14 protein-coding genes are annotated in these 17188 nt (G+C 29.1%); 6 read left to right on the top strand and 8 right to left on the bottom strand.

What is annotated here, in order from left to right; translation table 11 throughout:
- Positions 1-128 precede the first annotated feature (128 nt).
- The 7 genes from BMUR_RS11075 to BMUR_RS11045 all read right to left on the bottom strand — a co-directional run bounded on the left by BMUR_RS11075 (position 129) and on the right by BMUR_RS11045 (position 11552).
- Positions 129-563, bottom strand: coding sequence for an ankyrin repeat domain-containing protein (locus BMUR_RS11075; RefSeq protein ID WP_013114653.1), 435 nt, complete (start codon positions 561-563; stop codon positions 129-131).
- Between the two features lie 352 nt (positions 564-915).
- Entirely contained in the window at positions 916-6666 is a 5751-nt protein-coding gene (locus BMUR_RS11070) for an Ig-like domain-containing alpha-2-macroglobulin family protein (RefSeq protein ID WP_013114652.1), read from the bottom strand.
- Between the two features lie 174 nt (positions 6667-6840).
- Positions 6841-7833: a ferrochelatase gene (gene hemH / locus BMUR_RS11065; protein WP_013114651.1), complete on the bottom strand. Its 993-nt coding sequence runs from the start codon at positions 7831-7833 to the stop codon at positions 6841-6843.
- 246 nt (positions 7834-8079) lie between these two features.
- On the bottom strand, positions 8080-8655 hold the full coding sequence (locus BMUR_RS11060) for an ankyrin repeat domain-containing protein (protein ID WP_013114650.1): 576 nt from the start codon (positions 8653-8655) through the stop codon (positions 8080-8082).
- Between the two features lie 33 nt (positions 8656-8688).
- Entirely contained in the window at positions 8689-9396 is a 708-nt protein-coding gene (locus tag BMUR_RS11055) for an ABC transporter permease (protein WP_013114649.1), read from the bottom strand.
- A 16-nt stretch (positions 9397-9412) separates the two neighbouring features.
- Complete coding sequence (locus BMUR_RS11050; protein WP_013114648.1) at positions 9413-10423, bottom strand: ABC transporter ATP-binding protein; 1011 nt, start codon at positions 10421-10423, stop codon at positions 9413-9415.
- A gap of 403 nt (positions 10424-10826) precedes the next feature.
- Positions 10827-11552 carry a HEAT repeat domain-containing protein gene (locus tag BMUR_RS11045; protein ID WP_013114647.1) on the bottom strand — a complete coding sequence of 242 codons (726 nt, stop codon included), beginning with the start codon at positions 11550-11552 and terminating at the stop codon, positions 10827-10829.
- A gap of 277 nt (positions 11553-11829) precedes the next feature.
- Between BMUR_RS11045 and dhaK the strand changes: the two genes are divergently transcribed.
- The 4 genes from dhaK (at position 11830) to BMUR_RS11025 (ending at position 15506) form a co-directional block, all read left to right on the top strand.
- A complete protein-coding gene (gene dhaK / locus BMUR_RS11040) occupies positions 11830-12825 on the top strand; it encodes a dihydroxyacetone kinase subunit DhaK (RefSeq protein WP_013114646.1) in 996 nt (331 codons plus the stop codon).
- Between the two features lie 34 nt (positions 12826-12859).
- Complete coding sequence (gene dhaL / locus BMUR_RS11035; RefSeq protein ID WP_013114645.1) at positions 12860-13474, top strand: dihydroxyacetone kinase subunit DhaL; 615 nt, start codon at positions 12860-12862, stop codon at positions 13472-13474.
- A gap of 37 nt (positions 13475-13511) precedes the next feature.
- Positions 13512-14963 carry a dihydroxyacetone kinase phosphoryl donor subunit DhaM gene (dhaM, locus tag BMUR_RS11030; protein ID WP_013114644.1) on the top strand — a complete coding sequence of 484 codons (1452 nt, stop codon included), beginning with the start codon at positions 13512-13514 and terminating at the stop codon, positions 14961-14963.
- 69 nt (positions 14964-15032) lie between these two features.
- Positions 15033-15506, top strand: coding sequence for an ankyrin repeat domain-containing protein (locus BMUR_RS11025; RefSeq protein ID WP_013114643.1), 474 nt, complete (start codon positions 15033-15035; stop codon positions 15504-15506).
- A 36-nt stretch (positions 15507-15542) separates the two neighbouring features.
- On the opposite strand, the gene BMUR_RS11020 is transcribed toward BMUR_RS11025, so the two are convergent.
- Positions 15543-15782, bottom strand: a complete 240-nt coding sequence (locus tag BMUR_RS11020) for a hypothetical protein (protein ID WP_013114642.1) — start codon at positions 15780-15782, stop codon at positions 15543-15545.
- Positions 15783-16039: 257 nt separating this feature from the next.
- Here BMUR_RS11020 and BMUR_RS11015 point away from each other — a divergent pair, with 257 nt between their 5' ends.
- On the top strand, positions 16040-16477 hold the full coding sequence (locus BMUR_RS11015; protein WP_013114641.1) for a PepSY-like domain-containing protein: 438 nt from the start codon (positions 16040-16042) through the stop codon (positions 16475-16477).
- 227 nt (positions 16478-16704) lie between these two features.
- Entirely contained in the window at positions 16705-17142 is a 438-nt protein-coding gene (locus tag BMUR_RS11010; RefSeq protein ID WP_013114640.1) for a PepSY-like domain-containing protein, read from the top strand.
- The last annotated feature ends 46 nt before the right edge of the window (positions 17143-17188 follow it).

The raw sequence follows: 17188 nt of genomic DNA, 5'->3' as shown, positions 1-17188 counted from the left end.
TATTATAATATAATTAAATTTTATTATCAATGTTATAAATAGTAATAATCATTAAAATATAAATATTTTTTTAATAATTATTATTTTTTTATAAAAACGCTTAAATAATTAATTAAAATCAATAATATTTATCTTGCTCCTGCGTTCTTTAATATTGATACTATTTCTTTATGATTTCTTTCAGAGGCATAATTTAATGCACTCTTACCATATTTATCTTTAATATTAACATCTGCACCAGCTTTTACCAATATGCGTACTATTTCTGCATGACCTCTGGAAGAAGCTCTGCTCAATGCTGTTCTGTTTCTAACATTCCCTACATTAAGATTAACTTTTTTATCAACTAAAACCTGAACCACTTCTGTTAAGCCCTCTTCTGCTGCTTCTATTAATGGAGTTTCCCCCATTCTGTCTTTAATATTAATATCAGCTCCTGAGTTTATTAATTCTATTGCTTTTTTTACATCTCTTCTCTCTAAAGCCTCCATTAAAGGTGAAGCATACTGTTTGGCAAATAAACTTACACTAAAAATAATCATAAAAATAAATATGTTTCTCATAAAAAATCTCCAACTTATAAAATAATCATACTTTTCAAATAATAGTATAAACAAAAAACAATAATTGTCAATTTTTTGTAAAATAAATACATGTTAATTTTACAAAAAAATAATAAAACTTAATAAAATATTATAATATATTTATTTAAAACTATTTTTATGATATTTATAATAACTAAATATAGTTTATAATTGGGCTTGACTAGAAAAGTACTCAAGCAGCACTATGCATAATCAGAATTTACCAGCGTCATTAATTAATAAATTAATTTTATATCAAATATAAAAAGGACAGCACCTTAAAAAAAGATACCGCCCTTAAAATTTTATTCTAACGATTTAATATATTAAATTACTTAGCCTCAATTATTACTTTATACTGTCCGTCATAACCAAATACTTCTGGATTGTACATCTCTTCAGCTTTAGTAGCAGGAAGCAAATATTCACCAGGAGTAGCTGCTCTAACTACATATTTGTATACATGCTCTCCCTTGTCAAGAATATCAGCAAATAATAATATTTTGTCATTGTAGTTTTCAGTATGATTAAACCCGCCCCACCAGCTTGTACCTTGATTGCCGGTAATGTTTTTAACTTCGCTGCTTTCTGTAGCAAATGAAGAGTTTAATATTCTCATACCAGAAGCAATAGGAGTATCAACTACTACAAAATGTCTCTCATAAGGAACTGTAACTTTCACTACAACAACATATTCTTCGCCTTGTTTGAATCTATCTTTTGTAAGGTCTAATACTTTACCGTCTTTAGTTTGATACTCTCTAACAACTTTTATTCCAGCGTCTCTATTTACAGCTAAATCACGAGGTGCATAAGTAAGTCTTACTCCATAATAAAGCCTTCCGTCTCCGTTTCTTTTGATACTTGCTAAAGCACTTCTAGTATTTAAATTACTTAATCTGTCATTCATAAACTTATCTAAAGCATAATTTTTTGTTAAGCTAGGCTGAGTTCTTGAACTGAATGTTTCTGCAAGTAAAGTTTGTCCCTGATATATAAACTCTGCTTTGAAATTAGGACTAACATTTTCGTATTTTTTATAATACATATTCATAGCAGCAAATACTGAAACATTATCCTGAGTATTTAAATATCTGCCGTTTTTTCTTGACTGAACAAGCCAGCGAACCACTTTTTCATTAATAGCATTATCATATCCTGTTTCTATTAATGCATATAAAGCAACAGAAGTATCTCTTACTGATGAAGAGTGTATCCAATAAAGATTAGCATATCTTCCTTCAAGTTCATAATGTGCAGTAGTAGGGTCTTCTTTAATAGTATTAAGTATATACTGCCTTACATTAGTAAATGCATTATTGTCGTATTTGTTATAATACATAGCCCTCATTAACTGAACCTGTCCATAGAAAGGTATATTATTAACTTCTGGGTATATTCTATCTATTATAGCTTTTACATCATTAGTATTGTATCCGCCTTCAGCAAGAACTGCAGCAATATAAGCTATAGAAGATAAATTAATGTATTCATCATTCCAGAAGCTAGGTTTTTCAGCATTTCCGCTTTTAGCATAATTGTTTATATATTCTAATGCCAACTGTAAAGAGTTTTCATCAATAGAGTATCCCTCTTTTTTAGCCTTAATCATAGCATCAGCAGCATAAGCAGTAAGCCATGGTGATATCCAAGTTTTGCTAGGCCAGTATGAGAATCCGCCATTAAGACTTTGATATGTCGGCATAGTTTTCAAGAAATCAGTTACTGTCTTATCTAATTCTGCCTCTGATATATCAGTAAGTTTCATATCTACTAATAATCTTTTGCTTGTTATTATAGGATAAACTCTTGATAACTGCTGTTCTAAACAAAGATAAGGATAATTAATAAGATAATTAATTCCTCCAGAAAGTTCACTAAATGCACTAGGCGACATATAAACTTCCAAACTTCCAGCACCTCTATACGCTTCTGTAATATTAGGTACTCTTATCATCAAGTCGGTATTGTTGTTTGTAGTGCTTGAGAATACTGCAACTGACTCTGTAGTCATAGGTACATTAACTTCAAATGATTTCTCTACAGCATCAGTATATTCTCCACCTTTAGCAAGTATTGTAACTTTAGCCTCTCCTCTGTTTGTAGCTATAATATCAAATCTTACATCAGCATTTCCGCCTTTAGGAACTGTTATTTTTTGTACATCATTTTCTATCATAGCATTAGAAGCAACGGCCTGAACTTCTATTTCTAAATCTTTATCAGAATAGTTGTAAACTAAAGTACCAGCTTTTAATTTATCTTCAACATAAGCAAACTCTGGAAGTGTAGGCATAAGCATAATATTTTTCTTAACTACAACAACATCATCAGAAGCACCGAAATAACCGTCTTTATTTATAGCAGAAGCCATTATTCTAAATGATGTAATATTATCTGGTAAATTAAATGTAACTGTAGCTTTACCCTCAGCATCAGTTTTTACTCTTCCTTGATAGAATGCAGTAGTAAGGAAATTTTTTCTTATGCTGAATACGTCCATACCCATAGCTTCAGCTTTAGCCATCAGTGAAGCATTAGCTCTCATACCATCTCCGCCCGGTGTATCTCCTTTCTCTCCGTAGTTACGCTGACCTATCAAATGTATTCTTGTATCGGCACTTGCAACACTCAAAGGTCTTTTTCCGTAGAATGTATTAAACCAATTAGGAGTTTTATATCCTATTAAATTTAGTACTCCCACATCAACAACGCTTAACATTATCTCTGTTTCCATAGGTTTGCTTTCTTTTGTTTCAACATACAAATCAACTGTCATCTCATCACGAGGCTCTAGGCTGTCAGCAGATTTTGTTATTTTTACATTAAGCTCTTTTTCACGAGGAGAAACTGAAAGTCCTGCATAACCTATTTTAAATGACGGCTTTCCTTCATCAGTAGCATAATTAGTATAAGCTTCATTTTCAACTCTTCCTTTAACAAGTGAAACACCTACATAAACATTAGGTAAATATTCTGGTTTTATAGGTACTTCTATTAAAGCAGTAGAGCCTTCTATATTTGTTACAAAAGAATCTATTACATATTCTCTTTCAACTGTTACCAAAGCAGTAGCAGATTCATAAGGAGATTTTACCATTATTCTAGCTGTTTCATAAGGCTGATACTCTTCTTTTTCGGTTATAAGCTCTAGCAAATCATCATCAAACATAGCCCAAGGAGCATAATCCTTACCTATAACATACATATATTCATCAGAAGCAACCTCTCTGTTTTTAGAATCTTTTGCCCTTGCCAATACTATATAAAGTCCGGAGTTTGTAGGAGTAAAACTAAAAGCAGCAGGGTCTTTAGCTGTTGTAACGGTAGCAGTTTCAACAACATCATCAATCTGTTTAGATTCCCATTCAAATCTTCCGCCTGTTATAGCCTTTCTTACAGATTCCCAATGTCTTCTTATAACCTGTACTTCTATTTGTTTGCCTTCAAGTCTATTGCCTTCAGGGTCTGCTGCTATAAACTCTAATTGTGTAGGCTTGTCAGTTTCTAAGAAATAACCTTGTCTTTTTATACCTATATAATAATCGCTTCCATGAACTAATACGCTTTTAGTTGTGCTTACTCTCTGAGAATCCTCTCCTGATATAGTTGATTCTATAGTAACATAAGCTGCATGTATAGAACGGCTTGCATCTACAGTAGGAGAGTAGGCATATTCTCCGTTTTCATCTAATGAAGCTGTACCGTTTGCTATCATAGAATAATAATTATTATAATATTCATCTTCAAACCAGCTTAATTTTGTAAATCTGAATCCTGCATTATTAGGCGGAGTGAAGAAAGTTTCATTCATAGATATATTATAGTCTACCTGATTAGATATCATAGGCTCGCCGAATAAATACCAGCCAGACATTTTTATAGGCATAGTATCGCCTAAATAATAATTTTTATCTTCAACCCATAATCTGCTTTCATATTCTAAAGGTTTAAACTCTTCTACTCTGAAACTTTGTGATAAACTGTATGAAGTATTTTCTTCTCTGTCATTATTAGAATCGCTTTTAAACTCGGCATTTACATTATAATAACCTGTAGGAGCATCGGCTGGAAGTGTAAAATCTATCAAATAAGAACCATATTCATTTAAAGTAATTGTTCCTTTATGTATCTCTTCACCTCTTGAATTGTTGATTGTAAATGTTCCGTTTTTTAAATCATTAGGTATCTGCCAACTGCCTATTTTATTTTCCCTTATAACACCTTTTATATGTACCTCTTCTCCTGGTTTATAAATACCTCTTTCTGTAAACATAGAGCCGTTATAATCTTTAGTAGGAGGAGCATCATTATAGCTTATATCCATTCTCCAAGGTGAAACGCCAGTACCCCAATCACTATTTATAAAAGATACATCATCTCCTTTTGTAACTATAGCCCATTGTCTTGGTGATGACCATCTGCTTACTCTGTTTATACCTAAAGTTCTAAATCCTTTAGTAGTAGCTATTCCGTTTTCATCGGTAATTGCTTTTTCTAATACTCTGTTAAAGTCATCTCTTATTTCTACAGTAGCTCCTTCAATAGGCATTCCTGTTTTTAAATCTGTTACGAATATTGTATTTGAATCTCCTGAGAATTTTCCTGTTACTCCCATAGATGTAATTTGTATCTGTGAAGATGATGAATAGTCATACTGACTTTGATATCCAGTCTTACTTTTAAACTCTATTGATAAAAGTCCGTATTGTTTATTATTCATATAGTTTGTTAAATAAAGTGCTGTTGTGATGTATCTGTTTCTTTCAACATCTGGAGTGTATTGTGTAGTATTATTATAGCCTAATAAGTTTTTATATTGATTTGTATAATTTCTAAACTCTGCACTTTCATCATATCTGTATACTTCTTTATTCACAAATAAAAATGGTATGATATTTTCTTTATCAACATATCTGCTTTGTATATTAATAGTATTTGGATTCATTACCTGTACTGGAAGTTTTATTCCTTCATAAGATTCTACAACTCCCATTCCAGAAGGTATAGAAAGGCTTGGATTATAGTCTGTAACATTTAATGTAATGTTTTGTTCTTCTCCTAAAGTTTGACCGTAAGCATCTTTAAGACTTCCGTTTATTTTTATATTGTATGTAACATTAGGATTAAACCTTAAAGAGTAAAGTGAAAAACTTTTAGAGCTCCAAGAGTTTTGCTGTATATCTTCTTCTGTAGGAAGCTGAATTGCCGGAGTGATTTCCATATTTCTTATTAAGTCAGCCCATTCAACTCTTGTAGAGAAATTAATTCTAGGTGCGTCTGGTGAGTATGACGCTGTTACTGTCTGCTCACTATCTCCATTGAAATAGAAGTTATCATGTGTAGAAAAAGTAAAACTGTCATTATCTGCTGTTCCTAAATTTCCATTAATGGCAGCAAGCCCCTCTTCTATATACACTGTTATTTTATCGTTCTTATCTAAAACACTTTTAGGCTTTATAACTAATACCTGTTCAAGTTTGTATTCATTAGTTTCCCATTCTCTTAAATCTTCTAATCTTGCATATCTAACATCAAAATCTATATTCTTGTAGGTATTGCTTGAAATTAATTCTATATTTTCTTTGGCACTTTCAAGATATATAGGCATATTATAATAAACAACTATATTAACATCAGTAGCCAAATCTGACTGTCTGTCATAAGGAGAGCTTTTCTGCATTATAGGTCTTAAAGTATTAAAAGTCCAAGTATAATCATTTTCTAATACTTCTCCCGTAAGTTCGCTTTTTATTCCTTTTTTAAGCGTAACTTCAATAGCTGTATTATCCGGCAAAGGCTCGCTAGGATAAAATGCTAAAGTATTAATAGAAAGCCATCTATAACTTCCCTTAACATCTACATTAAAACTGAAATATTCATTAGTTACTTCTTTTATAGACTGCAAAGCAACCATCTGCTGATTGAATGTTACAGTTATTGCCTCATAGTTATATCTGCTAGTATTTTCACCTATTGGACTTGTTCTATCAATAGCAACTGCTGCAAACATACTTACCCCCATTATAAATAACATAATAGCAGAATAATAAATAGTTTTCAATTTTAACATATTTAACATAAACTTCTCCGACAAACTATATTTTTAATTTTATAAAGTTATATCATATATAAATTAAAAGTAAACTACAAAAGTAAAAATATTTTATACATTATAATATTTTAATATTTTTTATTTACTATAAAATTACATATCAGTATATAAAACTAAAAAAATATAAAAAAGTGCTATTTATTAAATAATTTTCTTACTATAACTAATATTAAGTTCTTTATTCATTTTTGATAATTCAATAATAGTTTTGGCAAAATATGTGCTGTCATTTAAACAAGGGCATAATATAAAATCTTTGATACCGTATTTATTTAATGCTTCTTTTCTATATTCTATATCTATCTCATAAATTGTCTCAGAATTATCTATAGTAAATGCCAAAGGATGTATTATTAATTTTTCGCCTCTGTATTTTTTTATCGTGTCTATTGTAGTAGGAGAAAGCCATTCTAATTTTCCTATCTTTGATTGATAAGAAAGTACAATATCTTTAAAATGTAATCCTTCTTTATAAAGTTTCTCTTTTAATATCTCTGCATTGCAATTGCATTCATATTTATAAGGATCTCCTTTATCAATATACATTTTAGGTATTGAATGAGCTGAAAATATTAATATATACTCATTAATATCTTTTCCTATCATACTTCCTTTTATTAATTCTACTATAGCATTATTATAATATTCATTGTCATAATATCTGTCTATTATATTTATTTTGGGATTATATTTTAATTTCTTCATAGCTTTATAAATACTTTCTAATGATGATTTTACAGTAACTTCTGAATACTGCGGATACATGCTAAATAATGTAATTTCTCTCACATTATCATGTTTTAATTTTTTTAATATATCATAAGATAAAGGATTACTATAATTCATAGCGTATTTATAATCTTTTGAATTATCCAATTCATTTAGTTTATTAACTAGTTTTTCTGTATATTCATTTATTGGCGATTTTCCTCCTATTGCTTCATAATGTTTTATTACATCAGGCTTAATTTTATTTACTATTTTCTTTGCTATAATGCTTCTCATAAAACTATTTTTTATATTTAATATATGATAATCATTAAACATATTGATTAAAAATGTATTTACTTCTTTTATGCTATTAGCTCCTCCCATATTAAAAAGTATAACTGTTTCTTTTTTACCATTGTTCATAATATATCCTTATTAATAATAATTACTAATTAGTATAATATATATTTAACAATTAGTCAAATTCAAATAAGATTTTTATTAATTATAATTGATAAGATAAAAGATTTTTATAAAGATGATGTAAATACTTATGATTTAAATACATTTATAGATAATTAAGCATATTTTATAAATATAATATTTACTTTTTATTTGATATTAGAAAGTATAATTATTTAATTTTTTTGTATATCAAAAAATAAAAAGTTATTTACAGAGAGTTTTTAAATAATCTGCTGCTTCTTTCTGCTCTTTACGAATAGCAAACTCTAAAGCCCTTTCGCCGTCTTTATTTTTATGTTCTATATCAGCACCATTCTCTATTAAAAGTTTAATAGTATCAATATCTCCAATTCCAGCGGCAAACATTAAAGGCGTTACAAGTTTGAAATTTTTAGCATTAACATCAGCACCAGCATCAATTAATGCTTTTATTATATCATATTCTTTTGTTAGAGCGGCATAAAGAAGAGCTGAAAATAATGGCTTATCTCTCAAATTGACATCAGCACCAGAATCTATTAAATATACAGCAATATCTTTCTGCTTTTCTGCACAGGCAAACATCAATGCAGTTATACCAGTTTTGCTTCTTGCATTGATATTAGCACCTTCTTCTACTAAAATTTTGGCTATATCAAAATAACCTTTTTTAGCACATATCATAAGTAATGTAAACTTAGTCTCTTCGTCTCTTGCATCAGATAAACTGCTGTCAGCTTCCAAACATTTTTTCACATTTTCAAAATCATTATTTTTTACATACTCAACTATATCAGACATTTTGACAAAGCCCTTTTTAATAGATTTATAAAATTACTGCCATTTATATGACTCTACAAACATAGTAGATATTGCTATACAAGCAACAGCCCAAATAAAAAAGAATATTACATTTTGTATATCTATCATACCCTTAGTAAAATCCGAAAAATATGTAGTGATGGAAATAGCATTTAATATTTTGCTAGCTCCAGTAAACATTTCACTAAGCCAATTTATGATGTAGGCAAATACTCCCATAGAAACACCCAAAATAGCTGCAACTAATTGACTTTTAGATATACTTGTAGCAATAAGACCAAGTCCAAGTATTGCAGTACCTAAAAGAAATAATCCCAAATATCCGCTGAATATAACTCCTATATCAGGTTTTCCGAATACCATAAGAAGTATAGGATAAACAAAAGTCATAACAAGAAGAGAAGCATAAACAACTAATACTGATAAATATTTACCCAAAACATACTGCAAAGAAGTAATAGGTGCAGTCATTATGAGCTCAAATGTACCAGAAGCACGTTCTTCAGCTATAAGTTTCATACAAAGAATAGAAAGAAATAGTATTGTAAAAAAACCTATATTATACATAGTGTTTTCCATAACTGCCAATCTGCTATAATAAACTTCTATAGTAAAAAAGTATCCAGTCAAAGCTAAATATATAAATCCTAATATATAATACAAAGGCGATACATAAAAGGACTGAATCTCTCTTGAAAATACAACATATATATTTCTCATCTTAACCCCTTAAACATTAATTATCAGTTTTTTCTTTATTATCATTATAAGAAACTATTTCATCTCTTATATATTTAGATTTATCAAAATCTTCATTTTTCTTTTTATCTGTGAAGTAAATAAATACCTCTTCCAAAGATCTCTCTTTAGCTCTGATTTCTAAAACATCAAAGTTATTATTAACCAAATGTTTAACTATTGCCGCCCTAGAATCATTACCTCTTTCACATTCTATAATTATATCTCCGAAAGCATTAGCCTCAGCCTGTACTACTCCATTAACTTCTCTCACACATAAAAGAGCGTCATTATATCTTCCAGCCACTTTAAGTTCGATATTTCCTCCCAATATCTCTCTATCCATAGCCATTTTTAAACCTTCAATAGTATCTTCAGCGATTAATTCTCCGCTGTCTATAATCAAAGCCCTTTCGCAGGTATCTTCTACTTCGCTTAATATATGAGTAGAAAGTATAACAGTTCTAGTTCCCCCCAAACTCTTGATAAGTGATCTTACCTCTATTAACTGATTAGGGTCAAGTCCGCTTGTAGGCTCATCTAATATTAAAACCTCAGGATCATGAATTATAGCCTGAGCTATTCCAGTACGCTGCTTATACCCTTTTGATAAATGACCTATTATTCTATTTCTATATTTTGTAAGCCCTGTAATTTCTATAGTATTTTCCAAAGCAGTTTTTATATGTTTCCTAGGTATGCCTTTAAGTTTGGCACAAAATCTTAAATAGTCTATTACAGTCATTTCTGTATATAGAGAAACATTTTCTGGCATATATCCTATTCTTTTTTTTATTTCTATAGGGTTATCATATACTTCATAATCATCTAAATAAACGTATCCGCTTGTAGCAGGAAGATAACCAGTAATTATACGCATCATAGTGCTTTTACCAGCTCCGTTAGGTCCTAAAAATCCTACTATTTCTCCCTTATTTATAGAATAAGATACACCTTTAAGAGCAAGATGTTCTCCATAATATTTAACTATATTATCAACTTTTATCATCAATAATCCTTAAAATATTTATTATAAAAATTAATGCGGTATTGTAACAGCTAAATTTTTATTTATCAAGTTATAATTATTATATTATCGCAAAATAATATTTTTCCAATAACAAAAAATTATCAGACTTGTTTCAAAACTAATTCTATTCATTAATTATGAGTACTAGCTTTTAGAAAAATCCTCCAACTTTTTTCGTAACTTAAGGAAGCACCATTTGGTATTGTTGGTACATACAAACTACACCCCGCTTTGGTGACTTAGGCAAACTAAGCATATATTTTTATATACTAAAATAATAAATTGTAAAATATTAGTTTTATAATTTATAAATATAAAAAGCATAAAAAAACCTACCATTTTACTGATAGGCTTTTTTATTAAAATAAAATTAATGTCTTAATTATTGAGCTGCAGCAGTATCATCAGTAGTAGTAGTTGAAGAACCGCCATTATCACCTGAAGCAGGTTTAATGTTTTTTATAGCATCAACAGCAGCCTGTCTAACAACTACAAAGTATTGATCATTTTGAGCTAAATCTATTAAATCGCTTAAAGCAGCCTGATCACCTATTTTACCTAAAGCAACAGTAACTTCATAAACAATAGCCTGAGTTTTAGCTAATCTTAACTGGAAAAGCAAAGCAGGTACGCCTTTAGCACTTCCTATTTCACCTAATGCCTGAGCAGCAGCTATGATATTAGAAGTTTCCTGTTCAGAATACAACATTTGAGAAATATATTCTACAGAAGTTTCTGATTTAGCAGCTTTAGCAGCCTGCAAAGCCTGATAGCGAACCATAGAGTCAGAGTTTTGAGTACTAGGAGCATTCAAACCATAGCTTACATATCTATTGATAGCTTCTAATAAAGCTTCTGAATTAGCACCTTTTTCACTTAAAGCTTTGAAGCATAAAGCCTTAACTTGAGGAGAACCTCCCTCTATAGCAGATATTAAAAGTCTTTCATCTTGACCAGCCAAAGCATCTACAAAGTTTTGAGACAACTCTTCTCTTGGTTTATTACCTTCTGATTCTGTTGTTGTTTCAGTAGTAGTAGTGTCTTGAGCAAAAACAGATGATAAAGAAAATGCAAACATTAATGTTACGATAAATATTTTCTTGAGCATTATACAACCCCTTAATATATTAAGTTCTATTAATAATACTATTATTATCCAATAATTGCAAGCAAATTTAATAAATTTATAAAAAATAATTATTAAGCTTACTGCATACAATATATACAAAATGAAATTACATATTCTTTTTACTTTTTACATTATATTTATAATAAAATCTCTAATAATCTCTTGCAAAAAGATGTTTTACATTTATAATTATTAGTATACATAATATAACATATATGTACAAAATAAAATTCATAAAATATATATGGAGGATATTATGAAAAAAATCATCAATAATATAAACAGCATAATAACAGAAGAACTTGAGGGAATGCAAAAAGCATATAGTAATTTAATAAAAGTAAATTATGACCCTATATTTGTAACAAGAACCTCTAAAAGCAGTAAAGTAGCTTTAATATCAGGAGGAGGTTCTGGTCATGAGCCTTTGCATGCAGGCTTTGTAGGATACGGAATGCTTGACGCTGCATGTCCCGGAGAAATATTTACTTCACCTACACCAGATCAAATGGAAGAAGCTGTTAAGTCTGTAAATTATGAAAAAGGTGTTGTATTTTTGGTAAAAAACTATACTGGAGACGTGATGAACTTCCAAATGGCTGAAGACCTCTGTAAAGCTGAAAATATTGATGTTAGAAGTATTATTATAGATGATGATGTTTCTGTAAAAAATAGTTTGTATACCACTGGAAGACGCGGAGTTGGTGCTACAGTATTTTTTGAAAAGATTTGCGGGGCTTCTTCTGAAAGAGGAGATAATATAGATAAAGTTTTAGAATATGCTAATTACTGCAAAGAAAATGCACGTTCTATGGGTATGGCTTTAACTTCATGCACAGTACCTGCTGTTGGAAAACCTACTTTTGATATATCTGATGATGAAATAGAAATGGGAATAGGAATACATGGAGAGCCTGGAAGAGAAAGAATAAAATTAATAAGCTCTCAAAAAATTGCTGAAACTATGATGGAGGCAATATGTTCTGATATACCATATAAAGACGGAGATGAAGTTATATGTATGGTTAATGGTATGGGAGCTACTCCTTTGATGGAACTTTATATATTATACAATGATGTTCAAAAAATAGCTGAAAAAAAAGGCATAAAAATAGTAAGAAATCTTATTGGAAATTATGTTACTTCTATAGATATGGCAGGAGCTTCTATAAGTTTGATAAAAGTTAATGATGATATACTAAAATTATGGGATTATCCTGTTCATACTGCTGCTTTAAGATGGGGTATGTAAAATAAATAAATCTTAAATGAAAAAGGAGATATTGATGTACAATAGCATAAAAATAAAAGAATGGCTTATTAATCTCTCTAAAGTTTATGATGAAAATAAAGATTATCTCACAAAACTTGATGCTGACATAGGAGATGCTGATCATGGTATAAATATAAGCAGAGGTTTTGGTTTTGTAAGAGAGGCACTTAATAAAGATGATAATGCTTCTATATCATCTATATTTAAGCAAACAGCTGCTATGCTTATAAAAAATGTAGGCGGAGCTTCAGGACCTTTGTATGGTACATTCTTTCTTAATGCTGTAAGTGTATCTTCAAATAAGGAAGAATTATCATTAAATGATATAGCAGAAATATTTAATAAAGGTACAAATGCTATATCTGCACTAGGAAAATCAAAAGCTGGCGAAAAAACTATGCTTGATACTTTATATCCAGCAGCAGAAGCTATGAAAAATAATGCTGATAATTTAGAAAGTTTCAAAAAAGAAGTGCTAATATCTGCGGAAAATGGAATGAAATCTACAATCGATATGATAGCTACTAAAGGAAGAGCTAGTTATTTGGGAGAGAGGAGCAAAGGGCATCAGGATGCAGGTGCTGCTTCCTCTTATATGATGATAAAAGAATTGATAAATATATTATAAAAATATTAACAAAATAAAAATATTAAAAGGAATTAATGTGATTAGTTTAATATTTGTTTCACATAGCTATGATCTTGCTAAAACTACAGCTGAATATATAAAAAAAGTTACAAATACTGATATACCTATAGCTTTTTCTGGAGGAAGCGGAGATGATCATAAAGAGCTTGGTACTGATGCTGTAGAAGTTTTTAATGCTATAGAGAGTGTGTATTCTGATGACGGAGTTATAATATTCTGCGATTTGGGAAGTGCCTTGATAAGTTCTGAACTTGCTTTATCTATGCTTGATGAAGAAAAATCAAAAAATGTAAGAATGACTTCAGCTCCTTTTATAGAAGGCGGCATTAATGCAGCTATACAATCATCTTTGGGTAAAAATATTGATGAGGTTATTAATGAATCGCTTGAAAGTTTAACACCTAAAATATCATATGTAAAAGATAAGTTTGATTACTCCATAAATAATAATGATTTGCTTGATGATATAGAGTTTAAAGATTATGTAAAAGGTGAATACAAAATACTTTTAGAAAACGGTTTTCATGCAAGACCAGTATTTATGTTTATTAATATAATAGCAAACTCAAAAAGTAAAGTATTTATTTCTAATAAAACAAAACATAAACCGCCTGTATCTGCTGACAGTATAACTAAAGTAACATTGCTCAATATAGAATACGGCGATGTAATGGAGATTTATGCTAAGGGTGCTGATGCCGAAGAGGTATTAGAAAGATTTGAATATTTGGTAAACGGAAAATTTGAAACAAAATACAAAACTCAACAGTCAAAAGATAAAGATATAGAAAGTAATTATAAAGTTGTATGCGATGGATTTGTAAGCGGTAAAGCTACATATATGTACTTTGATATAAATGTTAAAAAAGAATATGTAAAAGATATAGAGGCTGAAAAAGAAAAATTTAAATTGGCAATTGAAAATGTAAAAAAGGATCTTCTAGAACAAAAAAGCATCATAGAAAAAAAGAAATTGCAGAACAATGAATATTTAATATTTGAAACATATATATCAATGCTTTTTGATGATTATGCCCTAAAAGAAGTTTACAGCTTAATAGAAGATAAAAAATATTCAGCTGCTTATTCATACAATAAAGTGATGAGAAATATATTCAAAAGTTTTGATTCATTAGATGACGGATATATAAAAGAAAGAAAATATGATGTAGAGGATATACTTTATCAGGTATTAAAATACTTATTGAATATGAAAATAAATTTACCGGAAGAAGATGATGTAATACTTATAGTAGACAATATATATGCTTCTATAGTAACAGAAATAGGCGAAAATATAAAAGGAGTTATATCTATTAACGGAAGTGCAATGTCTCATGCTGCTATATTATTAAAATCATTGAATGTACCTTATATAATATACCCATATGCTATGCAGTTAAAGGGTAAAGAAATAATAATAGATACTAAAAATAAAGAAGGAAAAGTTATTTATTTAAAAAAATAGATAAAAAACCATATTTTACATTAACAAATGTCTATTGTTTATTATATAATATAATAACTGGAATAAAAAATGAATATCAATATTAATACTCTGATTATAGTAATAATAGTAGCTGTTGTTATATTGTGGCCTATTATCAAAAAAATTACCAAAAACATAAAAATAGAAAACTCTGAAAGCATACATATAGCCTGTCTTTACGGGGACTTGTCTAAAATAAAAAGACTTCTTGCCTCTGGAATAAATATTAATTCTAAAGATTTCAGTAATAAAACTCCTTTAATGTATGCTGCAGAAGACGGAGCTATAGATACTATTGACTTTTTAATAAGAAATGGTGCTAATATTAATGATACTGATGTCAGAGGAGACAGTGCATTAATTATAGCTGTTAAAAATAATAATATAAAAGCCTCTCAGTTACTGATAGAAAAGGGGGCAGATTTGAACATAAAAAATGAAGATAATAAAGATGCTTTAAATATAGCCAAAGATTTAGGATATAAAGAAATTACAGATTTTATAGAAAATAAAGCAAAATAAAAGAGGCATTTAAATATAAACACCTCTTTTATTTTTTTAATTATTGTTATTGCTTCTTGTTATATTAGTAGAGCCGCATATAGGACAATGTGATACTGAATCCTCTATTATATCATCAATTTGAGTTATATCATCATCTTCGGATATATTTATTTCTTTATCATCTACTGCCCAGAAATTTGAACAATCTTTACAGTAAAAATGAATTAAATACTCTCTGTATGTAGGGTAATTTCCCTCTATTTTTCTATATCCATCTATAATGTTATGAGCCATACTTCCTCCAATTTTTAATATAAACAGAATTTAAGAATTTTTATAAAAAAGTCAATCAATATATTAATCAAATAATACATAAATACTCATTTTTGTATAAAAAAATCATAAATATCCGTTTATTTTAATTTTTAATTACATAATACAAACAAAATATACACAAAATTGTAAAATATATTATATTTTTTATATACTAATTTTACCTTTTATGTAACTCTATGTTTTATTATTATCAAAAAATAACAAGGAGGTAAAGTATGATAAAAAATACTAAACTTTTCATCTCTATACTATTTCTAACTATTTTGCAAGCTTCAATATTGACAGCAGCAGACATGCCTATACAGGCAAACCAGCTTCCCAAAAAAGCTCAGGATTTTATAAGTGCTAACTTTGCTAATGACAATATTGTATATGCTGAACAAGACAGAAATAGTTTTAAAGCAGAACTACAAAGCGGAATAGAAATTGATTTTGACAGAAACGGTGATTGGACTGATGTAACTTCTGAACGCACTCCTTTGCCTATTAACTTTATACCCGCTAACATCATAAATCCAGTACAAGCAAAATATCCTCAAGTACCTGTACTAGAAATAAGCAAAGAATACAATAGCTATAAACTAAAACTAGGAAACAACAGAGAAGTTTATGTTAATAATAACGGACAAATAGTAGGTGATAAACTAGACTGATAAACTTAACTAAAAACTAATAAAAAGCTGGTATTTTTATACCAGCTTTTTTATTGCCAAAATACATACATATATCTTTACTTAGCACTATATTTATTTACTTTTTATTTACTTTTCATATAAAAAAGTAAATTTTTATTAATTTTAATGTAAAAAATATTGACAAAACTTTATTTTTTTACTATACTGTAGTTATAATAAAAAAACAAAAAAGGAGCGATTTTTTTATGAAAAGAAAATTAAAACAAATTATTTTATTAGCATCTATAATGATGTTATCAATTGCAAGCGTATTTGCGGCAGACATGCCTATACAAGCAAATCAGCTTCCAAAAAAAGCTCAGGACTTTATAAGTGCTAACTTTGCAAATGACGCTATAGTATATGCAGAACAAGACAGAAACAGTTTTAAGGCAGAACTTCAAAGCGGAGTAGAAATTGACTTTGACAGAAACGGCGACTGGACTGATGTAGCTTCTGAACGCACTCCTTTGCCTACAAAATTTATACCTGCCAATATAATGAAAGCTGTTGAAGGAAAATATCAAGGTGTTGTTGTACTAGAAATAAGCAAAGAATATTTAAGCTACAAATTAAAATTAGGAAATAACAGAGAAGTTTATGTTGATAACAGCGGTAAAATAGTAGGCGATAAATTAGACTAATATTTAAATAACAAATAACTAAAAAGGACTTATGATTATTTTCATA

Origin of the sequence: Brachyspira murdochii DSM 12563, from assembly GCF_000092845.1 — a bacterium.
Classification (GTDB): domain Bacteria; phylum Spirochaetota; class Brachyspiria; order Brachyspirales; family Brachyspiraceae; genus Brachyspira; species Brachyspira murdochii.
The sequence above is the reverse complement of the archived record's forward strand: the minus strand, read 5'-3'. Positions and strand labels throughout refer to the sequence as shown.